At 37.6% G+C, this 24,835-nt stretch carries 18 protein-coding genes; 9 read left to right on the forward strand and 9 right to left on the reverse strand.

Translation table 11 applies throughout. The annotated features are described in order from the left end of the window. Nucleotides 1-144 precede the first annotated feature (144 nt). Complete coding sequence (gene argS, locus JNUCC52_RS11150; protein WP_173478649.1) at nucleotides 145-1,812, reverse strand: arginine--tRNA ligase; 1,668 nt, start codon at nucleotides 1,810-1,812, stop codon at nucleotides 145-147. Further along, nucleotides 1,812-2,246 carry a YwiB family protein gene (locus JNUCC52_RS11155; protein ID WP_337982114.1) on the reverse strand — a complete coding sequence of 145 codons (435 nt, stop codon included), beginning with the start codon at nucleotides 2,244-2,246 and terminating at the stop codon, nucleotides 1,812-1,814. The genes argS and JNUCC52_RS11155 overlap by 1 nt, the downstream gene beginning before the upstream one ends. A gap of 160 nt (nucleotides 2,247-2,406) precedes the next feature. Between JNUCC52_RS11155 and JNUCC52_RS11160 the strand changes: the two genes are divergently transcribed. The 4 genes from JNUCC52_RS11160 to JNUCC52_RS11175 all read left to right on the forward strand — a co-directional run bounded on the left by JNUCC52_RS11160 (nucleotide 2,407) and on the right by JNUCC52_RS11175 (nucleotide 5,644). After that, a complete protein-coding gene (locus tag JNUCC52_RS11160) occupies nucleotides 2,407-3,516 on the forward strand; it encodes a GGDEF domain-containing protein (RefSeq protein ID WP_337982115.1) in 1,110 nt (369 codons plus the stop codon). A 150-nt stretch (nucleotides 3,517-3,666) separates the two neighbouring features. Then, a complete protein-coding gene (locus tag JNUCC52_RS11165) occupies nucleotides 3,667-4,608 on the forward strand; it encodes a threonine ammonia-lyase (RefSeq protein ID WP_337982116.1) in 942 nt (313 codons plus the stop codon). Between the two features lie 13 nt (nucleotides 4,609-4,621). After that, a complete protein-coding gene (locus JNUCC52_RS11170) occupies nucleotides 4,622-4,990 on the forward strand; it encodes a RidA family protein (protein ID WP_173478653.1) in 369 nt (122 codons plus the stop codon). A gap of 102 nt (nucleotides 4,991-5,092) precedes the next feature. After that, a complete protein-coding gene (locus JNUCC52_RS11175; protein WP_337982117.1) occupies nucleotides 5,093-5,644 on the forward strand; it encodes a hypothetical protein in 552 nt (183 codons plus the stop codon). A gap of 144 nt (nucleotides 5,645-5,788) precedes the next feature. On the opposite strand, the gene JNUCC52_RS11180 is transcribed toward JNUCC52_RS11175, so the two are convergent. Both JNUCC52_RS11180 and speB read right to left on the reverse strand, forming a co-directional pair. Continuing rightward, nucleotides 5,789-8,854 carry an S-layer homology domain-containing protein gene (locus tag JNUCC52_RS11180; protein WP_337982118.1) on the reverse strand — a complete coding sequence of 1,022 codons (3,066 nt, stop codon included), beginning with the start codon at nucleotides 8,852-8,854 and terminating at the stop codon, nucleotides 5,789-5,791. A gap of 367 nt (nucleotides 8,855-9,221) precedes the next feature. After that, nucleotides 9,222-10,094, reverse strand: a complete 873-nt coding sequence (gene speB, locus JNUCC52_RS11185; protein ID WP_069512861.1) for an agmatinase — start codon at nucleotides 10,092-10,094, stop codon at nucleotides 9,222-9,224. A 311-nt stretch (nucleotides 10,095-10,405) separates the two neighbouring features. Between speB and JNUCC52_RS11190 the strand changes: the two genes are divergently transcribed. Then, nucleotides 10,406-12,460, forward strand: coding sequence for a transglycosylase domain-containing protein (locus tag JNUCC52_RS11190; protein WP_173478657.1), 2,055 nt, complete (start codon nucleotides 10,406-10,408; stop codon nucleotides 12,458-12,460). A 347-nt stretch (nucleotides 12,461-12,807) separates the two neighbouring features. On the opposite strand, the gene JNUCC52_RS11195 is transcribed toward JNUCC52_RS11190, so the two are convergent. Further along, entirely contained in the window at nucleotides 12,808-13,323 is a 516-nt protein-coding gene (locus tag JNUCC52_RS11195; protein ID WP_173478658.1) for a YwhD family protein, read from the reverse strand. 125 nt (nucleotides 13,324-13,448) lie between these two features. Here JNUCC52_RS11195 and thmT point away from each other — a divergent pair, with 125 nt between their 5' ends. Then, complete coding sequence (gene thmT / locus JNUCC52_RS11200) at nucleotides 13,449-13,634, forward strand: 2-hydroxymuconate tautomerase (protein ID WP_024362848.1); 186 nt, start codon at nucleotides 13,449-13,451, stop codon at nucleotides 13,632-13,634. A gap of 132 nt (nucleotides 13,635-13,766) precedes the next feature. After that, the gene (locus tag JNUCC52_RS11205) at nucleotides 13,767-14,435 is read left to right on the forward strand and encodes a class A sortase (protein WP_337982119.1); all 669 of its coding nucleotides are present in this window, start codon (nucleotides 13,767-13,769) and stop codon (nucleotides 14,433-14,435) included. Between the two features lie 49 nt (nucleotides 14,436-14,484). Here the strand turns inward: JNUCC52_RS11205 and JNUCC52_RS11210 are convergent, their stop codons facing one another. The 3 genes from JNUCC52_RS11210 to JNUCC52_RS11220 form a co-directional block, all read right to left on the reverse strand. After that, entirely contained in the window at nucleotides 14,485-19,938 is a 5,454-nt protein-coding gene (locus tag JNUCC52_RS11210) for a collagen binding domain-containing protein (protein WP_337982120.1), read from the reverse strand. A 489-nt stretch (nucleotides 19,939-20,427) separates the two neighbouring features. After that, nucleotides 20,428-21,732 carry an HD domain-containing protein gene (locus JNUCC52_RS11215; protein ID WP_337982121.1) on the reverse strand — a complete coding sequence of 435 codons (1,305 nt, stop codon included), beginning with the start codon at nucleotides 21,730-21,732 and terminating at the stop codon, nucleotides 20,428-20,430. Nucleotides 21,733-21,910: 178 nt separating this feature from the next. After that, complete coding sequence (locus JNUCC52_RS11220) at nucleotides 21,911-22,138, reverse strand: YuzB family protein (RefSeq protein WP_024362844.1); 228 nt, start codon at nucleotides 22,136-22,138, stop codon at nucleotides 21,911-21,913. Nucleotides 22,139-22,372: 234 nt separating this feature from the next. Here JNUCC52_RS11220 and JNUCC52_RS11225 point away from each other — a divergent pair, with 234 nt between their 5' ends. Next, the gene (locus JNUCC52_RS11225) at nucleotides 22,373-23,023 is read left to right on the forward strand and encodes an RsfA family transcriptional regulator (protein ID WP_173478662.1); all 651 of its coding nucleotides are present in this window, start codon (nucleotides 22,373-22,375) and stop codon (nucleotides 23,021-23,023) included. A gap of 24 nt (nucleotides 23,024-23,047) precedes the next feature. Here JNUCC52_RS11225 and lipL read toward each other — a convergent pair whose 3' ends face one another. After that, complete coding sequence (gene lipL, locus JNUCC52_RS11230) at nucleotides 23,048-23,881, reverse strand: octanoyl-[GcvH]:protein N-octanoyltransferase (protein WP_139860239.1); 834 nt, start codon at nucleotides 23,879-23,881, stop codon at nucleotides 23,048-23,050. A gap of 161 nt (nucleotides 23,882-24,042) precedes the next feature. On the opposite strand from lipL, the gene hemQ reads away from it, so the two are divergent. Continuing rightward, nucleotides 24,043-24,795, forward strand: a complete 753-nt coding sequence (hemQ, locus tag JNUCC52_RS11235; RefSeq protein ID WP_337982122.1) for a hydrogen peroxide-dependent heme synthase — start codon at nucleotides 24,043-24,045, stop codon at nucleotides 24,793-24,795. Nucleotides 24,796-24,835: the final 40 nt, after the last annotated feature.

Consider the following 24,835-nt stretch of genomic DNA (forward strand, 5'->3'; position numbering starts at 1 on the left):
ATAAACAGAAAATTAAGTACTCAAAGAAGCTTAAAAGTGTCAGGCACGCAAACAATTCAGAATTTTTGAAGTGTCAGGCACGAAACACGTCCACCGACATAAAAAACCCCGACACATGATTGTGTCGGGGTGATAAAAAGTGTATTACATTTTTTCTGGTGCAGATACGCCGATTAGACGTAATGCGTTAGCAATAGTAGTACGTACAGCTGTAATAAGTGCTAAACGCGCTTCTGTTAGCTCTTTATTCGAAGCATCTAATACTTTTTCAGCATTATAGAAGCTATGGAATGCAGCTGCTGTTTCTTGAATATAGTTAGCGATACGGTGCGGTGTACGGTGTTTTGCTGCATCCGCTACAACTTTCGGGAAATCACCAACTTTTTTCAATAAATCAATCTCTTTTTCAGCAGTTAACAGGCTTAAGTTCGCTGTGGAAGCCGCAAAGCCTTGTTCAGTTGCTGAACGTAAAATTGAAGAAATACGCGCATGCGCATATTGCGCATAGTAGACTGGGTTTTCGTTTGATTGGGATACGGCTAAATCAAGGTCAAAGTCCATATGCGAATCACCTGCTGTTTTCACGAAGAAGTAACGCACAGCGTCTAGTCCAACTTCTTCAACAAGCTCACGCATCGTTACAGCATTCCCTGTACGTTTTGACATCTTAAATTTCTCGCCGTTTTTATATAACTGAACCATTTGAATTACTTCTACTTCAAGTGTGTCTCGATCATAACCAAGCGCTTGAATCGCCGCTTTCATACGTGGGATATAACCATGGTGGTCAGCGCCCCAGATGTTAATTAGTTTATCAAAGCCACGAACAATTTTATCTTCATGGTATGCGATATCTGGTGTAAGGTACGTGAAAGAACCGTCATTTTTTATTAATACACGATCTTTATCATCACCAAATGTTGTTGAACGGAACCAAGTAGCGCCCTCTTCCTCAAAAACATGACCATTCGCTTTTAATTTATCTAACGCCACTTCAATTTTTCCGTTTTCATATAATGATGTTTCAGAATACCATACATCAAAATTAACGCGGAAGTTCGCTAAATCTGTTTTCAATTTATCTAATTCTAATGCTAGACCATGTTGACGGAAAAATGCAAAACGCTCTTCATCAGATTTTGATAAAATCGAATCCCCATGCTCACTCGCTAATTTACCTGCAATATCGATAATATCCTGACCGTGATAGCCATCTTCTGGCATATCTGCATCAAGACCTAAAGCTTGCTTATAACGTGCTTCTAGAGAGTAAGCTAAGTTATTAATTTGATTACCTGCATCGTTAATGTAGTATTCACGAGATACTGCATAGCCAGCCATATCTAAAACATTACACAATGAATCCCCTACAGATGCTCCACGTGCATGACCTAGATGAAGGTCGCCAGTTGGATTTGCTGACACAAACTCCACTTGTACTCTTTCACCAGCTCCTGCGTTTGAGCGTCCATAATCTGCACCTTGCTCAAGGACTGCTGTTACAACACCTGCTAAGAAATCTTTACGGACAGTAATATTCATAAAGCCAGGACCTGCGATCTCAATTTTTTCGATATCAGTACCTGTAGTTTCTAAGTTTTCTAAAATTGCCTCAGCAATTGCACGCGGTGGCTTTTTAGCTAATTTTGTTAATTGCATTGCAATATTTGTTGCATAATCACCGTTTGCTTTATCCTTAGGTGTTTCAAGGTGAATCGTTAACTCTGTGCCAGCTTCAACTAAGCCAGCTTTTTCAACAGCCTGTGCAATCGCCGTCTTAATGGCTTGTTGTACTTGTTCTACTGCGTTCATCATTGTACCTCCGTAAATGTAATGTCTAATGTATAATTGCCAACATTTTGTCCACCCATTAGTAAATCATACTGCACATGAAAATCTCCGCGCATTTCATGTCTAGTAAATAACATGTTTTTCGTTTGAGTCACGAGTGGCATTGAACCAAATTCACTTTCATAATGGCCTATTTGTTGTTCAAAGATATTGAGTGGTAAGCGCATTTTCACTGCCCCTGCGCGCATAATAAGTGCCCGTTCTTTGTCTAACTTCATCGTCGTGCGGATTGTTTTTTCATCCTGCACCTCTTCATATTTTAAATATAGGGAATCTGCTTTATTTATAAGCTGCCCATCTAACCACATTTCAAGGGTTTCGGACTCCCCATCAATCGGACGAATCGTCGAAATGAGCTTAATGTTCACCTGCGATTTTTCTTCGTTCACCATCATGGACGCTCCCTTTTATTCTTTTTACTATAACCTTTTTATTATAGGTTAAATGTCTACTTTTTTTCAAGATAGAAGTGAGTATTGTTTTAAAGCATTGGCAGACAAAGGGAAAAGATTTACTATTATTTATAGATCTTCGAGAAAGGAACTACTATTATAGATGTTACTTCACATTTTTGTCAGCTTTTGTATTACCTTTACATTAATTATTTTAACGTATTGGCCGTTTACTCATCCGGCTCGAAGACAATCATTAATTAAAGATTTCAAGCCCATTTTAGTGGGTATTTCTTTTGGTCTGACAGGTCTTATACTAAGTGGCATTTCGTTAAACTATTTGAACGGAACACTTATAAACATTCATATTGTACCGCTTCTCTTTAGCGGACTTATCGGTGGTCCGTGGTCGATTGTTATAAGTGGCATAATAATGGCTATAGGAAGCTTAATCATCATCCCTACACAAGCCATACTCTCAATCACAAGTTTATCAAATATTAATTTACTGGTGGTTTCTATTGCCCTTGCACTTCTGGCATCTAAAAAGCCCATTTCTTTTCACACATTAACAGCTTATTTTTATAGCTTGACGATTGAAATCACGGTAATGCTAGTATTAATTGTTACTTTGCCAGCGATTCTAAAGATGAAGATTATTTTTGGATTTATAGCCTACGCTCTTTTTACATTTTTTTCGATTTTCGCTGTTATTAAACGTTTACAAGCGACAAGTGAAAAAGTACAGCTAACTTATCATCTTAAAGAAAAAGACTATTTAACACAGCTTCCAAATAATTTAGCAATTCGTTCATTTGCGCAAGGAATGGTTTTAGAAACGGACAATTTTTCAGTGCTACATTTTGACGTCGATGATATGAAAGAAATTAATTTCAAGTATGGACATTTAGCGGGTGATGGGGTTATTAAACAACTCGCCACGATTATTAATGACTACGTAGAAGCTATAAACGGTATTGCCGCCCGAGTTGCTGGGGAGGAATTTTATATTATATTAAAAAATGCTCCTCCAGCCATCGCTCTATATCACGCTGAGAAACTGCGACATCAAATTGCACTTCATTCTTTCAACATTAATGCAGAGCAAACTACGCCATTAACCGTGTCGATCGGTATTAGTTCAAGTCCTGATAACGGTATAGAGTTTGATGAGCTTTCCATTATCGCCGCACAAGTTACAGCCGATATAAAAGCATCAGGTGGTAATCAAGTCTTACATGCTAATAACATCAAATTCGACAATGAAAACTAATATTTGATCTACTTTCAAGAGAATCTGCGAAAACTATGCAGATTCTCTTATCCTTTTACTAATCGTCATTGACAGTTGTTTACTCTAACACTACATTTATATTATAATTTATCAGAATTTTCTACCCATTAATAGAAATGAGGAGCGCTAATGTTAACCGTTGAAAAAATCCAAGCCGCCAAAATTAAACTTGCACCTTATATTTATCAAACGCCTGTCGTGCGCTTACACGGACTTGACGATTTGTTAAATTGCAACGTTTCGATTAAAGCCGAAAATATGCAAAAAACGAATTCCTTTAAATTACGCGGTGCTCTTAATAAACTGTTGTCGATGCCACTTGAACAATTACAGCATGGCGTTGTTGCAGCCTCCTCTGGCAATCATGGTAAAGGTGTTGCCTTCGCAGCGAAACTATTAAATATTCCAGCAACAATTGTTTTACCAGAGACAGCACCAAGTATAAAAGTTGATGGTATTCGAGCGCTAGGTGCAAACGTTGTTCAATGTAAACTTGCAGAACGGCATTTAATTACGGAAGCACTAAGTTTAGAACATGGCTATGCTATCATTCACCCTTATGATGATTATGACATTATGGCCGGCCAAGGAACGGTAGCAATAGAAATATTAGAACAACTCCCTCAAGTAAATGCAATCGTTGTGCCAATTGGTGGGGGTGGGCTAATAAGTGGGGTCGCCACTGCTATAAAAGCTTTAGCTCCTCATGTCAAAATAATTGGGGCAGAACCAGCTGTCGTCTCACGTTATTCAGAAAGTATAAAGTCTGGTGAAAGATTACTTTTAAAAGAGCAAAAATCTTTAGCTGACGCACTCTTAACTTTACAGCCTGGTGAGCGAAACTTCCCCATTGTTCAAAAAATTGTCGATGACATTGTTCGTGTAGACGAGGCTTCTATAGAAAGTGGGATGAAAACATTGCTAGAAGCAGGCAAAATATTGGCTGAGCCCTCCTCTGCTATTGGAATCGGAGCAGCTCTTCAAGGGCATTTACCAATTTCGAAAAACGATGATGTTTGCTTCCTTATTTCAGGTGGCAATGTTGGGTTAAATCAATTACAGCATTTATAAGGAGGCTAACATTATGAAGCAAGTATTTATCAATCAAGAACCTATCGGGCATTATTCACCAGGAATGATTAGTAACGGCAATTTGTATATATCCGGGCAAACTTCAGTAGATCCAGCTACTGGCAAACCTGCAACGGGTGGTATTCACGCTGAAACGTTAATGGCTCTTCAAAAAATGGAGGTTGTTCTTCAAGCAAGTGGACTTACTAAAGAGGCTGTCGTCATGTGTAGAGTTTATATTACCTCTTCTGATTTATGGGGAGACGTAAATGAAGCCTATGCACAATTTTTCGGTACTCATAAGCCTGCGCGTGCCATTATCCCCATTAAAGAATTAAGCCACGGCTGCTTAATTGAATTGGAGGCTATTGCTGAGCTTTAAAGTATTATGACTATCCAAGAGAATGATTATAAATCAATAGTTATTAAAGCCAAGTTTATAAAATATCTTACATCCTATCTAAACAGCTTGTAGGTGATATAAATGATAAAAATTGATACATTCATTGCCATTGAAACAAAAAGTATTTATTCCCATACGATGGAACAGCTTCAACAGGAATTTACGAGTATTCAAAGCAACGATGCGTTACAAATCCTTGCAAAAAATTTAACGAAAAGTAAAGGTCATTTTTTACATGGGGCTATTATTGTAGAAATAGACGGTGTGCCCATTACGTCGTTGTTTGATTGGGATGATTGTGACTTACTATGGCCCGGGTTTTTAACGATGATTATCGATTACTTACGTGATGGTTTTGGTGAAACATCGATATCATTGAATAATATCCAATGGACTATAGAAAAAATTAGGACAAAGCCAAATCATTTAGTCATTTTTTCGTCAAAGCGTGGTATGGGGGAAATGTCTAAAGGCATGTGCACTGAACAAGACTTTCTTCAAGCAGTCTTGTTCAGTGCACATCAATACTTGACGTTAAGACAACAAGATACACGAACATATACGTTAAATGGCATGGATGGAAAATACAATTACCTCAAGTGCCAGGCACGCAAAAAATTTACTAACAAATAAGGCTAGCTCATCGCTAACTCCACTCACTTTTTTTAGGTAACTTAAAAGAGCATCCGCAATGAAAACTGTGGATGCTCTTTCACCTTTAAGCTTTATCAAAATTTACTAAAAGGAATAATTTCTTTGCGACCAAACGAGTGGTTGTTATAAATGAAGCACCCTGTATAAAAAAGCAACAAACTGTGCACGTGTGACAGGTTCATTCGGTCTAAAACTGCCATTATCCCCTAACGCAATCCCATAATCTTCGAGAATAGCAATATAATCATGAGCCCAATGTGTTGTATGAACATCTTTGAAATGACTTGTCCCCTCTGAAGTTAATCCAAATGCCAACACGATGATTTTTGCCAATTGCGCTCGTGTTAATGATTCGCTTGGATGGAAGAATCCATTGGACCCGTCTATAATTCCTGCCTGCTGCAACTTCATAATGCCCTCATAGTATGGATGATTTGCTGCAACATCATTAAATGGTGTTATTTCGCGACTTGGCACTAACGTAAAGGCACGAGCAATAATAATTGCAACATGCTGACGCTGAATTGCATCATTTGGACGGAAAGTTCCGTCTGTATAGCCATTGATTATTCCACGCATTGCTATATCCTCAATCATTTCTTTTGCCCAGTTTGTAGAAATATCACTGAATGTTATAGTTGGCGTTGGATTTTCTGGCACTTCAGGTTGAATAGGATTTTCTGGTTCTACTGGGATTTCTGGTGTTGGTTTAGGATCTGGTTTTGTTTCTGGCGTGGGAATATAACCACCACCACTGCCCCCTGATGAACTATTTTCTATCCACTTCGCATATAGCGTTGTATTCCCTACTACCGTATCTTTTGAAAAATCCCACGCATTAATAAGCGTAACTTCTTTATACCATCCACCAAATGTATAACCTAGTTTCGTCGGTGCAGTTGGTTCTGTTATTTTTCCGTTATATGATGTATTCTGAGGCGTGACACCACTGCCTCCATTTGATTCAAATGATAATGTATAACGATTAACTTTCCACAAGGCATACAACGTAATATTCGAGGCGTTAATAGTAAACGTGTTATTTGCGATATAGTTTATACCACTGCCATCTGCTTTTGTATTCCAACCATTAAACGTAAATCCAGTTCTTACTAGATTGCCAGTATTAACAGCTACTGTAACGCTATATCCATTTTCATAAGTTTGACTATTGACTGGTGCTTGTCCACCCGTTGCTCCATTTCCGTCGTATTTTACTGTATATTTAATCGGAGCTGTTTTATTGATACTGAATGTTACGGTAATTGAGTTACCAGCGTCATCCGTAACAACGAGCACATACGAGCCATCCGCGTCCACAGCCATCCCACTCACAAACGGTATACCATTAAGTGTTGCAGTACCTTCGTTAAATGTAATGGTTTTTGAGGAATTGTAACTTCCTCCTTCCGCTACACCGCTGACAAATGGCGCGGTCTTATCGATGGAAAATGTAATGGATGTCGTATTACCAGCGCCATCCGTAACAACAAGTACATACGAGCCTTCCGCGTCTACAGCCATCCCACTCACAAACGGTATACCATTAAGTGTTGCAGTACCTTCGTTAAATGTAATGGTTTTTGAGGAATTGTAACTTCCTCCTTCCGCTACACCGCTGACAAATGGCGCGGTCTTATCGATGGAAAATGTAATGGATATCGTATTACCAGCGCCATCCGTAACAACAAGAACATACGAGCCTTCCGCGTCTACAGCCATCCCACTCACAAACGGTATACCATTAAGTGTTGCAGTACCTTCGTTAAATGTAATGGTTTTTGAGGAATTGTAACTTCCTCCTTCCGCTACACCGCTGACAAATGGGGCGGTCTTATCGATGGAAAATGTAATGAATGTTGTATTGCCAGCGCCATCCGTAACAACAAGAACATACGAGCCTTCCGCGTCTACAGAAGAGCCGCTTGTAAAGAAAGCGCCGTTCAATGTTGCTGTACCTTCATTAAAAGTTATTGTCTGGTTAGCATTGTAGCTCGCTCCGTTTGTTACACCGTTGACAATAGGGGCGATTGTATCCAGTGTTATCATTCTTAAATATTCCAGTGATTCATTTCCCGCTCCATCAACAAGCTTAAAGGACAATATTTTTTCTCCGTTAACAGTTCCTATAGCTAGCATAAAGCTTGGTACGTAAGGCATTTGTGTAAATGGATTTCCATTAACCGAATAACGGATAAACGTAATATCATTTACACCCACATTTGGCGTTATTGAAACGGATACACCTGTACTATTCGTATATTGGTTACCTTGATTTACAATTACCGTCCCTGTCGGAGGAGTCTTATCAATTTGAAATTGGGTGTTTTTTGATTGGCTACCTGCTGTAACTGTTAATGTATACGAACCTTCAGCAGTAATCTGTGTTCCACTTGTAAATGGACTTCCATTCAAAGTTGCTGTGCCAATGTTAAACTGTGGCGTTACATTCGTGCTGTATATGCCACCATCTTGAACTCCTGTTACCTGAATGTCGACAATTTCGGAGTATGTAATAATTAAATATGGACCCCAACTACCGCCGTGCATATTTGATTCCATCATTTGTATATAATGGTCCATAAATAGTATTCCGTTTTGAGCAGCCTCTTGAGCAGTCATTCCTGAAAGAATAAAGGTTGCTCTAGAATCAGCTTTCGTGGACTCCTCTGATATATAGCTAGTAAAATCAAATGGCGCTAGCGTAGGTTTAAGCATCGTGACATTATTGGCTAGCATTCTTGATTGGGTAGATCCAGAAGTAGGAGTTGGTGGTGATGTTATCCCAGTATCTTGAATCCAGTTATGATCAGTACTTGTAGAAACTTTTAGTGAAAAATTAGTTGTTGCTTGGAGAGTACCACCTGTTACAGGAATATAAAGATTTGCACTTTCAACCTTATACCCTGCAGGAATGGGTGGCAACTGAAACTTAAGCAATACTTGAACCTCCAAAGGCGTACCATATGTTCCCTGAAAGCCTACATCAAGATATCCCAGGTTCCCATCCTCATAAGTAAATCCAGCATCAATACCTTCGTATATTATTGTTGTGTCCTCAGTTGCATAAATTGGTACCAAACTGTTATTGGCAAATGCTACATCTTGATTACTAAAAATAAAGATTATGCCCAAACTAACTATCAAAGACAATAAACTAACAATCGAAGCTATCTTCTTCCTCATCATACATACTCCCTTTCTATTAAATTTTCTAAAATCACTACGGTAATAATTTAATTTAAATACCTAGTTGTTTCCTCAATCGCTTTTTCTTCTTGTTTAATCCTTTATTCTCATTGCATACACATTATTCAAATGACATAAAATCTCCCTCACTATTTTTTCATTAAATACTATTTAAAATATCTTTTTAATTATAAAAGTGGAACTCTATTAAAAATACTGACAAATGTTAATATTGCACTATTAACATTTTTACTAGAAGTGTCAGGCACCCAAACAATTCTCAAACAATTTTTCATAAAAAAATGAGGCTAGCCAAATAGCTAACCCCACTTAAAATCGCTTTATATAAACTTTTACAAAGCCCCTATTATTTCACCCAGCCTAAAATCATTTCTCGTAATAATTTACTCGCTGTGTTGGCTGTCATTTCTGATGTGTCATAGATTGGTGCCACTTCGACTAAGTCAAAGCCGACAACGTTCACACCACTTGCAGCAATTGCATGAATTGAAGCTAACAACTCTTTAGACGTAATGCCGCCACAATCTACTGTACCTGTACCAGGTGCATGTGCAGGATCTAGTACATCGATATCAATTGTCACATAAACATTCCGTCCTGCTAATGTTGGTAGCACTTCTTTTAGTGGCTCTAGTACTTCGAATTTTGAAATGTGCATGCCGTTTTCTTTCGCCCACTCAAATTCTTCCTTCATACCTGAACGAATCCCAAATGAATAAACATTTTTCGGCCCGATGTGCTCTGCAATTTTACGAATTGGCGTTGAATGTGATAATGGCTCGCCTTCATATTCAACACGTAAATCAGTATGTGCATCGAAGTGAATGATGGCTAAGTCATCGTATTTTGCAGAAACAGCCTTCATAACAGGCCAAGATACTAAGTGCTCCCCGCCCATGCCGACAGGTATTTTCCCGTCTTCTAGCAGCTTCACAATGAATTTTTCAATTTCATCTAAAGAACGTTGTGCATTCCCAAATGGTAACGGAATATCCCCCGCATCGAAATACTTCACTTCTTCTAACTCGCGATCTAAATATGGGCTATACTCTTCTAGTCCAATTGATACTTCACGAATACGTTGAGGGCCAAAACGTGACCCTGGACGATAACTAACTGTCCAGTCCATTGGCATGCCGTAAATAACTGCCTGAGCATCCTCATATGTAGGATGACTTTTTATAAAAACATTCCCTGAATAAGCTTCATCAAATCTCATATTTAGCCTCCATTAATATCTGAACTCCGTATTAAATTCAGTTTTTATAGTCGTTTCTCGTTGAGGACTTACAGGTTTGTAATGAAACCTCATTCACTAAATCCTCGTATACATTATTGGCACGTCTAGCAAATTTCAATTAAAATCTACAAAGTGTAATGTTTTTGTCGAAAGCTAGCGTTTCATATCAGTACAAAAAAAGTATAGATGTTTTTGAATAAAGTGCAATAGTTTTTGCTTAGAATTCCGATTAAAGAAGAATATTCAGACACATACTAAACTCAAGTTGTTAGAAAACGAGGTGAAGTCGGATGAAAAGAAAAATCTATCAACGTAAGCAAAAGCGTGTGAAGCGTTCACGCAAAGCGCTTACACTTTTTGTCGCCTTTGCATCTGCAATAGTAGTAGCATTTATTGCACTACGCGTCTATGTTCAAGTGGCTGGTGCACCGCCATTAACTGTACCGAAAGCCTCTATTTTCTTAGATGAAAACGAGAACCAGATTGGAGACCACTTTACGAATGAACGTCGCTATTGGGTTGGTCTTGATGAAATATCACCCTATTTAGTAAAAGCAGCAGTGGCCGTTGAAGATAAGGACTTTTACAAACATAGCGGTTTTGACTTTTCTCGTATTGCTGGTGCGGTATTAGTTGATATTAAAGCAGGTAGTAAAGTGCAAGGGGCAAGTACTATCACCCAGCAATATGCGCGTAATTTATATTTATCTCATGAAAAATCATGGACTCGAAAGGCAAACGAGGCATTGTATGCTTATAGATTAGAAGTTTTTTATAACAAAGATGAAATATTGGAAGGTTATTTAAACACTGTATACTATGGACACGGAATGTATGGAATAGAAGCAGCAAGTCGGTATTATTATGGGAAATCTGCAAAGGACTTGACGCTAGCAGAGGCATCGATGCTTGCTGGGGTACCTAAAGGTCCAAGTATATATTCACCAATCGCCAATATCGAAAAAGCGACGAATCGCCAGCACGTCATCTTGAAACTGATGGCAGATCAAGGTGCGATAACACAGGACGAAAAAACACGTGCTGAGGAAGAGCAGCTTGTCTTAAAGAATGATATGTGGGTCGCTTCCAAATCTGTTGCACCTTATTTCTTAGATGTTGCTTGGCAAGAAGCAAGTGAGATTTTAAAAGAAAAGAATTTAGACATAAGCGAAGGTGGTTGGACAATTCAAACAACACTTAACCTTGGTCACCAAAAGGCAGCGGAAGAAGCAGTCGCTAAAAATATGCCTAATAATGATTTGCAAACAGGATTTGTGAGTATGCAATCTAAAACAGGCGCCGTTACTGCACTTGTTGGTGGGAAGGATTATGCCACTAGTTCTTTTAACCGTGTAACACAAGCAAAACGACAACCAGGTTCAACGATTAAGCCAGTTTTATATGCAGCAGCATTAGAAAATGGCTATACACCTTTAACGTTTTTAGATGTAGGACAAACAACATTTACTTATGATAATGGACGTGGAACTTACTCTCCTAAAAACGTAAACGGTCAATTTGCCGACCATGATATGACGTTGGCACAGGCCATTGCGATTTCCGATAATATATATGCAGTTAAAACATTAGAGGATATCGGATTTAAAGCATTCCATAATATAGCGGACCGCTTTGGCGTAACAATTGGGACAAAGGACAATTTATCGCTTGCTCTTGGAACAATGGAAACGACACTGTACGAAATGACAAATGCATATAATATTTTAGCGTCAGAAGGTCAAAAAACGGCGCCAACAACTATTATTTCCATTAAAAATGCTAATGGAGATGTTATTTACGATAATAAGAACATTGAAAAACAAGAAGAAACGGTTCTTTCGAAAGAAAATTCCTATATTCTAACAGAAATGATGACTGGCATTTTCGATCCTGTATTTAGTGATTACTCTCCTGCTACAGGAATTAGTATTCGTTCACGTATGACGCATACCTATGCTGCAAAGTCTGGCTCAACTAATAGCGATCAGTGGCTTATAGGATTTACACCAAGCTTAACGGCTGGCGTATGGAACGGCTACGATCAAGGTAAAAACCTATCTACGAAAGAAGATACAGCTGCTACGAAGCAAATATGGATTGACTTTATGGAAAGCGTAAATAAAGGCACTAAAAACGAGGACTTCTCGAAACCAAAAGGCGTTAAAGGTGTTGTCGTTGATATTGAAACAGGAAAGCTTGCTACAGATGCCTGCCCTAAACAACGTCTCGTTTATTTAGAAACAAAAGATGTACCAACGGAAAAATGTACTAACTTTGATATTCTTGATAGCAATACGTGGGGAGAATTTTGGAATATGCTTCCGTTCTTCAAAAATAAACAATAATGCGCAACCTTTTTCTCGAATAGTCGTTTTATTTTATTGAAAAGCTCTCGACAAAGTTATAGACATAAAGCGAAAAAAGAAAAGCTTTCTCTTCCCCGGAGACGTGTCCGTGGGAACAGAAAGCTTTTCTTATTTTTTGGCCCTGGAAAGGATGAGAATCATGGGGCATTTGGCTTGGGTTTGGGTTGTCAAATGTCGCATAGCCCTCATCACATTCTTGGAACCAAGTGTCCTAGCTTACTAAAATGTAAGCTCTGAATCAAGTGTACTTTTTTTCATATCTACTTTCAACCTAATATCGAAAGCGATTGCAAAATGTCACAGATTGTTCAATCATTGATGGTCTTTTATACAAATAAGTCTTGACGTAATTGATTGTCACTGCGCTCCCAAAGTTCGGGATTTAGCTCCGCTAAGAAAGAAGCTAACACTTTTTTAGAGGCTTCATCCATATGATCAACAATAATTTGTCGTTTCATCGACTTATCCATCTTATTAACGTGATCAGCTAAAATTTTATAACCACGACGTTTTTCACGATTTACGACCATTTCACATGCTGTTACACCTGCATAGTAAGGACCGTCTGCTTTATGATCAATTGTTACCCATATTAACCAGTAAGGTTTTCCCCCCTCTGAATCAGCTCGATCTGTCGTAAATTTGATGCCTCGTTCAACATCGCTACGTGCATGCATCGCCCCAACTTCAACGGAAGCTTTCCCCTCTTCTATATCAATAATGACAGGTGATACGTTTTCTAATGAAAGCGATCCAATTCCATATCCTTTATGGCCATCTGTCGGGTCATTTTTTATAATTGTAAAGCCCATTTTTTGTTTCGGTTTCTCTTCATTTGCCATACTTTAATTCCCTCCATTCTGCTATTATAAAGTAAAGCATATTCTTGCGCTTTTGTGCATAAGTAAGAAGTTTATTATTTCTTATAAACTAACTATACAACATAATTCTAAAAGGAGGCACTATTATGCCATACGTAACAGTAAAAATGATTGAAGGCCGTACAGAAGAACAGAAACGCGCACTAGTAAAGGAAGTAACAGAAGCTGTTTCACGCACAGTAAACGCACCAGTGGAAAACGTCACAGTTTTTATCGAAGAAATGTCTAAAAACCATTACGGCGTTGCAGGCGTCCGCTTCAGCGATAAATAATCATAACCTGGGTAGAGCAACATACCGCTCTACCCTTTTTTAGTTTTATCGGCGATTGCTAGAAGTTTATCGGCGATTTGCGGAGTTTTACCGGCGATTCTTACTTACGCAAAGGGAGCTGACTTTCCTCTTATGAAGAAGCTAAAACGAATACTACTGATTTGTATTCTAATCATTGGTTTATTACTTATTTTTATTAATCCTATTCAACATGCAGTGATTGCTCATTTAAGTAAACAACTAAATACGACTGATTATAGTGCAGAAGATTTACAGAACAACAATCATGCAACAGCAGATTTTGAGTTTGACGACGTTCAATCCCTTTCCATAGCGCAAGTGTTAAAAGCACAAACACAAATTGATCATTTACCTGTCATCGGTAGTATTGCCATTCCAAATGTGGACATGAACCTTCCGATTATTAAAGGCGTTGGCAATGCCACTCTTGCGGTCGGAGCCGGCACGATGAAAGCTAATCAAAAATTGGGACAAGGAAACTACGCCTTAGCTGGTCATTATTTTGAAGAGAAGGACATATTATTTAGTCCACTCTATCAAGCCAACATTGGGGATGCCATTTACGTTACTGATTTAACGAATATTTATGAATACAAATTAACGACTAAAAAAATTATCGCTGCTACAGATGTGTATGTCATTGATGATATCCCTAACGAAACTATTTTGACCCTTATTACATGTGCTGATAATGGCACGAAACGCCTATCAATCCGTGCTGATTTTGTTGAACAATATCCGCTTGATCATGCACCTGCCAAGCTATCAGAAGCTTTTTAATATAGGAAAACCCCCAAGACTTCATTGCCTTGGGGGTTCTTATTGTATATTATTTCATTTCGGCTTCACGACGACGTAAGAAGAACAATGCACCTAAAACTAGCATTACACCAGTTAGTGTAAGCGCTGTTTGATTTGCTCCATCTGTTTGTGGCAGTTTGCCTTGAGCTTTTAATTGCGCTTCTAAACGTTGTGCATCTTCCTTGATTTTATTAATATCAAGTGTTTTTGCAACATTCGCCTGATCCTCTTTTGATAAATTATTATATTTATCAAGGAAATCCTTATACGCATCTAGTGTGTCTTTATTTGCAGTAGAAGGATTGTATGGCGGTAAGTTTTTACCTTGATCAATCACATCTTGTACTGATGGTTTAGACGTGTCTGGTTTTCCAGGTGTCGTTGGATCTTTTGAATCTGTTGACGGATTTTCTGGGTTACCTGGCTCATCTGGATTTGTAGATGGATTTTCTGGATCTGGCGTTGGTTTATTCGGATCCACTGGATTTTCTGGATCTGGTGTTGGCTTGTTCGGATCCACTGGTTTCTCTGGATCTGGTGTTGGCTTGTTCGGATCCACTGGTTTCTCTGGATCTGGTGTTGGCTTGTTTGGATCCACTGGTTTCTCTGGATCTGGTGTTGAGCCACCACCTCCGCCTCCGCCTGTATAAACAGGTTTAGCAATTGCTTCACAATCGTTTACAACAATTGAACTTATTAAGCTGCTTCCTTCATATACATAGTACGTCCCTGGCTCAACTGTATAAGGAATTGTTACCTTACCACTTGCACCCGTTGTACTAGTTGCAATGATCATGCCATTTTTATCTTTAATAGTAAATGCTACACCCTCACGAGGGTTGCCGTATACATCTTGAATTGTTAGTGTAAAAATAGGGCATGCATTTTCAGTTACCTCAACACTATCGGCACATTTACCTTCTTCATAAGTAACATGAATGTTACCTAATTTTCCTCCAAGCCTATTGTATACGTCATAGGTTGTGCCCTCTACTAACAGCGATTTGTCTTGGAAAATAATTTGTCCAATAGCGTCTGTTACTCCCTCTGTCACATAGCTACCTGTCGTTGTTTTTATAACAACTGCTACACCAGCACCTACATGGCTTACTCCACCAAATTGGTTGACTGTTAACGTAAATTGAGGACAAGCTTTAATAACTTTAACAGTTCCTGCACAGTTTGTATCATCATTTACAATCACTTTCCCAAATAGCTCATCATTATCAATAAAGACTTTATATGTGCCACCTGGAACTTTATTAATTGTAAATGTAACGGCGCCACTATTATTAATAGTGCCCAGTTCAATCTCTGTAACATTATTTTCAGATACTAGTTTCACTTTTTTTCCAACATCATCATTCGATGCATTATCAATCGTTAATGTAAATACTGGGCAACCTTTAATAAATGTAATTGTCGCTTCACAATCTTGACCAACTGTAATTGTTTCAGCCATCGCTTGACCGTCTACAAATACTGTATATGTGCCACTCACAAGTGGTGTAGGCACCGTTACTTTGCCAGTAGCATCTATATTTCCTAAATTAATAGTTGTTCCTGTACCATCTTTCTTCACTGTCACAGATTTTCCTACTAACTCAGTTGGCAGATTGTTGATTGTTAATGTAAATATAGGACATCCCGCTACATAGTCAATCACTGCTTCACACTTATTGTCCACTGTAATCGTTTCTATTACAATTTGGCCATCTACATATACGGTATATGTGCCGTTTGTTAGTGTTGGAGCTTTAACTTTTCCATTTGAATCTAGATTACCTAAATTAATTATTGGACCTGTACCATCTTTCTTTACTGTCACTGCTTTTCCAACTAAATCAGTCGGAAGATTATTAATCGTTAACATGAATACTGGACAGCCTATGGCAAATGTAATTGCTGCTTCACAGTTACCATCTACTGTAATCATTTCAGTCATTAATTGTCCATCTACATATACTGAATACGTACCACCTGCAATAGATGTACTCGATGTTACTTTACCATCAACATCTAGATTTCCTAGATTAATATCTGGGCCCGTACCATCCTTTTTCAATGTAACTACTTTTCCTGCTAGTTCAGTTGGCAAATTATTAACTGTTAACTCAAAGTTTGGACAGCTGAACCCAGCATTAATTTTTGTGTTTTTGATTATTCCAATACCTGTCGTTGCATCAAATATTACATCTATTTTACCCGAGATTTTTTGATAGCCTAATGGTGCTTTCACTTCTTCTAATTTATACGTTTTATAATTGTATACTTTAGAAGTTTGTATTGTTCCATCAGCGCCCGTTGTTAAATTACTTTCTAACAACACAGTACCTGTAGAGTTGTATAGATTAAATACAGCCCCTTCAAGAACAGTCGATGCATTAGTTGAATCTACTTTTTTAATTGTAAGCTTATCTCTACCTACAACCGTTGCGCCGGAGGCAACCCATTGTATCTCTGTCTTATTGCTAGTAGTCTTGGCTAATTCTGATTTAAATTCACCTGCGAAACTAGCCTCATTACCAATAGTCGCACCCTGTGCAGCTTCAATAAAGGTTTGATAAGTTAGTTTGTACTGATTTTCAATATCTTGAAGGAATAGGAGTGTAAATTTCGTTTTACCTGTGATATCAACGCCTACTTTGATTCGAGCAACTTCACTTCCAGCACTAAAAAATGCATATTCTTTACCTTCTTCAATTGTTGCTTTTAATAAGGTTCTATATTTATCACTTATACTACCTACATCATAGTATTGTTCTTCAAGCGCAAATGTGTCTGTCAATAACATTTGGTCGCCTTGTAAAATATCCGTTAATTCTACTTCATTCGCAGTAGTCGTTAACTTTGAACGACTTTCATTTAACATAACTGTCCAGTCTGCTAAATCGCTACTTGGTGTATTTTGTTTACCTGTTTTGCTTAATACTTCGCCACTATTAGTCGGTGTAAATGGTACATCTTTGTCAAATACTTTTTGCATTGTGCCATTTTTAGTAGCATTTAAAATAGCTTCATTGCTATACGTACCTGTTACTTTTTCATCTTTAAGCGTGGTTTTGTATATAATACGATATGCTTCTTTATCTAGCGTTCCTAAATTTAAGTTAAAGCTTGTAGGAGTTACATCTGAAAAAGCATATCCACTTAGAGCTGGAAGAACCGGTGTAACACCATTAGTAGTATTGTTTAAAGTTAACTTATAGACTTCTAAAGATCCAGCCACTAATTTTTGACCACTACTAAATGTATCAGTTAGTACAGCGTTTGTTAAATGATCCAAATTATAATTGACATCAACTGTCCATGTAAATTGCTTGGTCGAACGATCGTATTCAACCATTTTATTACCATTGCCACTCGTGTAACTATCAACAGTATTTGTTGCATTTTTATCGAAACCATATTCATTGCCATTTGGTCCCCATGATATAGAAGCTGAATTTTTATATATCAAATCAGACGGTACGGAATCTGGTTGGAAATGCGTTTTATATTCGATTACTTGTTCCGTTGTAATTATAGAAGGAAATGTTAACTTAAAGCCTTTTGTTGTACTTTCATTAGCATCACCAACAGTGATTTCTCTATAACTGTCGTCATCTTGTTTAAATTCGACTTTTACACCACTTAATGCTGTTAGGTTTTTAAATCCATCACCTTTAAGAGATAGACCAACGTTTTGTTGGAAATTATCCACTACTACAACATTCTCCATTGGTTGTTGGTCACTATTAACTTTAAGCATCCATGATAATAGTTTATTGTTGTAATCTACACTTGTGGATCCAGATTTATGGAAAACATTTTGAGATAACTTTTTATTATCTGTTTTTTCTGTTCCAGCTGCAATTACCTTATTTGAAACTTGAACTTCATTAAGTGAATCAATACGATTATCTAATTTTGTTTCATATTCAATGCGATAAGCTTTTTTTCCAGCTGGTAAGTTAAATTTTAATTTATAGACATTACTAGGATCTATCGTTGGTTCAATTGATGTAGCTGTACTATTTATCGGAACATAGGTTAAATTTGATTGTACGTCCAATTCGTAATATTTCGCACTTCCAGCAACATATTGATGATTTTGACTTGTCAGCTCATCTATTAATACTCCATCTCGCTCTGCTACTTGGTCTAAATTATAATCAATTCTCCATTTTACAGTTTGAGTTATAGAATCGTAGGAATTCGCAACAAATTCCTTTTTTAATGGCTCTGCATACTGTAACGAAATATTATTTGAATTTATAATCGAAGTTTTCGGAGTAGAATCATCAAATAATTGAGCCTCATTGTTTACAGATGGGGATGTACCTGTAAGCACATTACGGTCAATTGTTGTTTCATAAGTGACACGAACAGCTCCATTAATTTGACCAAGTGCTATATCAAATCCATCTGAAGTATCCGTTATATTTACACTATCAACAGGAGTTTCTATACCTACAGATTTCACAGAACCATCCATATTTAAGATAAGCGGTGCAACTTTCACCGTCGTTTTGTCAATTACTAACCCAGGTATTGGTGTATCCTTTAAAATTGCATCTGACAGTGTTTCCCCTTGATGGTTGATATCTATCGTCCATAATATTTTATTGGCATTTCTATGATCTAAAACTGCATCTCGATATGCTTGTCCTTTTTTAGATGGTGTTGTAACCGAAGGATTAAATATTACTGTTTTGCTATCCTGTAAAACCCCTTCGTAACTAATTACAAGCGTTTCTGGTTTATTTGCCTCAAATTGACTACTATCAAAATCGCGTTGCAAATTAAACGTACCATTTAAATCACCTGAAGCAACATCATCCACTGCATTTTGATTAAAGGTAAACTTTACTTTATTCGTATTATCTACTACATACGTTCCATAGCTTGTCCCTCCAAGAAGGAGGTTTCCGCTTGTAACACCTGTCGCAAATTGAGTAGGTAACTGGAACTCGACAGAGTCACCAACAACTAATCCTGTTGTTTCTTTTAGTTGCCAATCAAGATATACAAAAAATTTGTTTGTATTACTCCAAATTATTGGACTTCCAACTATTGATACCGCTGTTGCTGCATCATTTCCTTGTCGAATGTCTAAATTACTTATGCTGAATTGTGTAGGCACTATAACTAACGGGTCAACTTGTAGTGTAGTTGCCTTTTCTTCATTATCTGAGATAATTTTATCTTCATCAGTCGTTTCTTCACCTTCCGTCACATCGCCAGATTCTGTATCACCTGGCAGTATTTCAGTTGGGTCACTACTAGAATCAGCTCCACCAGCTTCCCCCGTTTCTCCAGGTGTTGGCACTGGTAAATCTGTGTCGCCTGTGCCCGCCGAATCAGAAGTAGTTCCGTCAGTTCCTGTTTCTACAGATGGAGGTAGAGAAGAATCTCCTTCTTCCGCAAATACGGATAGCGGTGAAAGTACAGTTTGGAACACAAGCAATAATGTAATGATTGCTAAATTTAATTTTTTCATGTTTCTCTCCTTTTCTAAGTTCAGAGAGATTCCTATAGGCGTTTGCTGACGACTTTGCACGCTCTCTCAATCTCGAAAGCTCTGCTCCAAACATTCGGTTTGCCCCTCTTCCCCTTGAATAACTCGTCGTCGTTACGATACATCCAAACCGTCTTACACGCGGTCAATTATCATGATGTCTTGTCAATGTGTTGTACCAGTTGTATGTATCCTAAGTTGATGTGACGCCTTTACCAATATAATGGCCTCACCCCCTTTTTAGGTTTTACTTCATTATAAAAAGCTTATCTAAACAAATTCTAAACATTGCCATATTTTTCATTATCATTTCCTAGATATCTCGCCAACACTTTAAACCAATATGAAATTATACATAATAAAAAACACTAAACTGTCACTATATTCAAGTGAGTTTAGTGCTTTTATATTATATATATACAATTTGGTTTTGTATATTCTTAAAATAGATATAATTTCTTATATTTTCTTTTATTGTATTTGTAATAACTTTAAAATCTGTTGTTTAACTCCCACTTTTGTACTATTATCCTCTAAAATATCAAGCGGGAAATATACTTTATGATCTCGTTTCATTCGACCAGAAATGGAATCCACAATAATAGATTCCCTAGATAGTTCACGTAATTCTCCGTTTTTCATCTCTAAAAAAATTGGGACACGTACTTCTTCCTCCCCTGGTCGATAAAAATCATAAGGAAGATCTGCTGTTGTATCATGTACAAGATAGTATTCTGGATTAATATCTGCTTGTTTAAATAATTCTTGGAGCTTTTGATATTTCTCAAGTTCCACGCCTGGATCTAAATCAATGTACTGGAATAGCTTACGATTGACAAAACGGCGACTTAAATCACTTAATATCGCGTCTTCTTCTTGCATCCATAATTGAAAATAGGTAAAAAGAATACTTTCATCAAGAGCAAGATAATCTTCCAATGTAATGGAGTTTTGGAAAAATGCTAAAAAGTGGGTAGGCTCATGCTTAAACTTATAGCCCGCTTGGCTTAATTGTTTCGCTCGTTTTAATATATTATTTAAAATAACCTCTGCGCTACGTGAGACAGGATGGAAATATATTTGTAAGTACATTTGATAGCGGCTCATAATATAATCTTCTACGGCATGCATACCTGTGGCTTTAATTACTACTTGGTTTTTGCGTGGGCGCATTACTCGTAATATGCGTTCCATATCAAAATGGCCATAGCTTACACCTGTAAAATAAGCATCACGTTGTAAGTAATCCATACGGTCAGCATCTATTTGGCTCGATATTAAGCTTATGACTTGCTTATTGGGATACGTTTTTTCTATTACTTGCGATACTTTCTCAGGAAAATCAGGTGCTACTTTTTTTAGCACTGCGTGTACTTCCGTATCGCCAAGTAAAATTTGTCTCGTATAAAATTCATGATCTAATTCGAATACATTTTCAAATGCATGTGAAAATGGGCCATGCCCTAAATCGTGTAATAGGGCTGCACAAAGCACTAATAGCCGCTCGTCCTCATCCCAATCTTGACGACCTACAAAAATATCATCGACAATACGACGCACAATTTCATAAACACCAAGTGAATGACTAAAGCGACTATGCTCTGCTCCGTGGAATACTAAAAACGTAGTGCCAAGCTGGCGAATTCTACGCAAACGTTGAAATTCTTTTGTCCCTACTAAATCCCAAATAACCTGATCACGTACATGTACATAACGATGTACTGGATCCTTAAAAACTTTTTCCTCTTGTAATTTTGCCTTGGCATATTGTGTCAATTGTACAGCACCTCCATTTCATCTTTCTTCTATTATATGCAAACAATATAGAACTAGCATAGAGATTGCACTGTAAGTAGAGAGACTATCAACCTAATCGAACGCAATTTTCGCATGTTATAGGTGACTATCGCTCTAAAACAAAAACTACCTTCAGCCACGTGAAGATAGTTTTTTATTACTTATTTTTTAATTTTGCTAATACTTTTTCCATTAGTTCTTCTTCTGTTAATGCAGCTACAGGGCGACTATTTACAAATGTAAATGTTTTTTTTCGTCCTGGACCACAATAAGAGTGACATCCAATTTCGATGGTTGCATCAGGATCTATTTCCTTTAATTTTGGAATTAACGTTTTTAAGTTAACGGCCTGACATTCATCGCAAACTTTAAATTCGTTTGCCATTTTGTCAACAACCCTTTCTATATAGTATTTTGTTTATTAAAATTTTTTAATGCACGCATAACCTTCACATATTTAAGTATGCAGCATACGCACAAACCTACATCCGGTATTGTATCGCATTTTTCCCCTTGTATTCAAGCATAATTCCTTTCACTTGGATGAATAAAAGGTTAAAAGATTGGTCATGCTAGACATAAATAAGGAAGTTCCAAATAAAGGTGGGAGGATTATATGATGAGTAAAGTAAGACAAGATGCTTGGTTAGAAGAAAACGATGAATTGCTAGCAGAGGCAGTAATTCGTCACGTAACAGAAGGTAGTACACAGTTAAATGCCTTTGAAGAAGCTGGTGATGCGTTAAATCGTACTGCTGCTGCATGTGGTTTCCGTTGGAATGCAGTTGTTCGTAAAACTTATGAAGAGCAACTAGCAGAAGCGAAAAAAGAAAGAAAAGAGAGAATGCGAGTGTTGGGTGCACCAGCAAGACGCCGTTCCTCAAATATGTTTACCATTAATAATAGTGATGCAGATAGCAAGTCAATTCCACTGTCTGCCTTATCTCTTGATATTGTCATAGCATATTTACTACGTTTACAACATTCTGGTGAAATAGGAAATGAGTCTTCAAAATGGAGACAACTTGTACACGTAACCTCTGAGAAAAATAAAAAGCTAGAGAAAACTATTGCTCAGCTAGAAGAAGAAAATCGAGCAATTCGCAAAGATTATGAGCAGTTTGTACAAATTATGAACCGTGCTAGACGCCTTGTAACGCTAGATGAAGAGGAAGAACGCATTGCTCCTGTATTCAAAATGGAGAAAAACGGTAATCTAGTTGTTAGTGGTCCAACATATCAAAAAGAAAATGGCGATGTGCTTAGTTAGCACATTCGCCTTTTTTATTTACCATTATTTCAACTCAAGCATTTTAGCATTTCGCTCGAGCACACGTTGTAAATAAAATGCATATAGTTGTATTTCTTCATCATGAAAGGGCTCTAAACGTACTTCCTCTGCAAATGAAAGGACCATTTGTTGTAGCCGAATTACAACGGCTTCTACTGTTAATGAGGCATCCACTAGTTCACTTAATGAAGCCATCACATCTGGTATAATTTTAGGATACGTAAATTTCGTTACCTCTCCTCGTAAACTCTCAGTGTAAAAATCACGAATAAGTGCTGCTCGTTCCGCACCACTTCCTTCAATACATAAATATATTTGTACCGCGACACCTTGTCGTAATCGTCTTTGTGAAATACCAGCAAACTTCTTACCTTCAATACTTAAATCATAGGACCCTGGGCAATAAGAGCCAACAATTTCATAGGCTTCAATTTTATCGGCGGCTTCTGGAAGTAAAGCTTTAATTAGCGCTACCATTACATCGTAGCCGTCATTAATGCCAATTGCGCTAGTTTGTTCTGATAAAACAAGGGAAATATTCAGTATGCCTTCATCCAGCACTACTGCTAGACCGCCTGAATTGCGTACGATTGGGTGATAGCCTCGTTCCTCGAGCAACTTCATTCCTTGCTGTACAAATGGTAAACGATGATCTTGAATCCCGAGCACAACAGAGGCTTTATGTACCCACGTGCGTATCGTTGGTGGCGATTCAAGCTGTCCTACTAATTGACACAATGTATCATCGGTTGCAAACGACTCAAGTGGGGAACTGTTTTTCATGCTAATAGATTGATCATATAAACGCCATATTGGCTGTTGTAAATTACTGTTCATTTATTTTGAAAGCTCCTCTATTTACATCTCTTCTCTTTAGCATACAGCATCCATCGAAGGTGTCAAATTAGTGAATTTCAGTCATGAATTTAGGGATTTTGTACAAACTATGATAAACTAAATTAAGAATGATTTTCACTTAAAAAGGAGTGCTTTGAATAATGAATGAAGCAGCAATTACATTAGATGGTTGGTACGCATTACACGATTTCCGCTCAATCGACTGGGCTTCTTGGAAACTTGTATCTGCTGAAGAACGTCAAGCAGCAGTTGAGGAATTTATTGCTTATTTAGAGAAGCTAAATGAAGCAGATGTTGCTAAAACAGGTGCTCATGCATTTTACGCAATCGTTGGTCAAAAGGCCGATTTTATGATTATGACATTACGTGAAACGATGGATGAATTACAAGAGCTTGAAGCGGAATTTAACAAATTGGCAATTGCTGATTTCACAATCCCTACATACTCTTATGTATCTGTTGTCGAGCTTTCAAACTACTTAGCTGGTGAATCAAACGAAGACCCTTATCAAAATCCACATGTGCGTGCACGTCTATACCCTGAACTACCTCGTTCTAAGTATGTATGCTTCTACCCAATGGACAAGCGTCGTCAAGGCAATGATAACTGGTACATGTTATCAATGGATGAGCGTAAGTCTTTAATGCGTTCACACGGTATGATTGGTCGAGGCTATGCAGGAAAAGTAAAACAAATTATTACTGGTTCTGTTGGATTTGATGATCACGAGTGGGGCGTTACACTATTCGCAGATGATGTATTACAATTTAAAAAATTAGTATACGAAATGCGTTTCGACGAAGTATCTGCTCGCTATGGTGAGTTCGGTGCATTCTTCGTTGGTAACCTTCTTGATAATGAAAAATTAGTGAACTTCCTATCAGTTAAATAAAAGAAAAAATGCGCGTCCATATAAAATGGGCTCGCATTTT

The sequence above is a fragment of the Lysinibacillus sp. JNUCC-52 genome (assembly GCF_015999545.1).
GTDB lineage: Bacteria > Bacillota > Bacilli > Bacillales_A > Planococcaceae > Lysinibacillus.

Coding starts and splice junctions, on each gene's coding strand:
- argS (WP_173478649.1), bottom strand. CDS start 1,812: ATGAACGCAGTAGAACAAGTACAACAAGCCATTAAGACGGCGATTGCA.
- JNUCC52_RS11155 (WP_337982114.1), bottom strand. CDS start 2,246: ATGATGGTGAACGAAGAAAAATCGCAGGTGAACATTAAGCTCATTTCG.
- JNUCC52_RS11160 (WP_337982115.1), top strand. CDS start 2,407: ATGTTACTTCACATTTTTGTCAGCTTTTGTATTACCTTTACATTAATT.
- JNUCC52_RS11165 (WP_337982116.1), top strand. CDS start 3,667: ATGTTAACCGTTGAAAAAATCCAAGCCGCCAAAATTAAACTTGCACCT.
- JNUCC52_RS11170 (WP_173478653.1), top strand. CDS start 4,622: ATGAAGCAAGTATTTATCAATCAAGAACCTATCGGGCATTATTCACCA.
- JNUCC52_RS11175 (WP_337982117.1), top strand. CDS start 5,093: ATGATAAAAATTGATACATTCATTGCCATTGAAACAAAAAGTATTTAT.
- JNUCC52_RS11180 (WP_337982118.1), bottom strand. CDS start 8,854: ATGATGAGGAAGAAGATAGCTTCGATTGTTAGTTTATTGTCTTTGATA.
- speB (WP_069512861.1), bottom strand. CDS start 10,094: ATGAGATTTGATGAAGCTTATTCAGGGAATGTTTTTATAAAAAGTCAT.
- JNUCC52_RS11190 (WP_173478657.1), top strand. CDS start 10,406: ATGAAAAGAAAAATCTATCAACGTAAGCAAAAGCGTGTGAAGCGTTCA.
- JNUCC52_RS11195 (WP_173478658.1), bottom strand. CDS start 13,323: ATGGCAAATGAAGAGAAACCGAAACAAAAAATGGGCTTTACAATTATA.
- thmT (WP_024362848.1), top strand. CDS start 13,449: ATGCCATACGTAACAGTAAAAATGATTGAAGGCCGTACAGAAGAACAG.
- JNUCC52_RS11205 (WP_337982119.1), top strand. CDS start 13,767: ATGAAGAAGCTAAAACGAATACTACTGATTTGTATTCTAATCATTGGT.
- JNUCC52_RS11210 (WP_337982120.1), bottom strand. CDS start 19,938: ATGAAAAAATTAAATTTAGCAATCATTACATTATTGCTTGTGTTCCAA.
- JNUCC52_RS11220 (WP_024362844.1), bottom strand. CDS start 22,138: ATGGCAAACGAATTTAAAGTTTGCGATGAATGTCAGGCCGTTAACTTA.
- JNUCC52_RS11225 (WP_173478662.1), top strand. CDS start 22,373: ATGAGTAAAGTAAGACAAGATGCTTGGTTAGAAGAAAACGATGAATTG.
- lipL (WP_139860239.1), bottom strand. CDS start 23,881: ATGAACAGTAATTTACAACAGCCAATATGGCGTTTATATGATCAATCT.
- hemQ (WP_337982122.1), top strand. CDS start 24,043: ATGAATGAAGCAGCAATTACATTAGATGGTTGGTACGCATTACACGAT.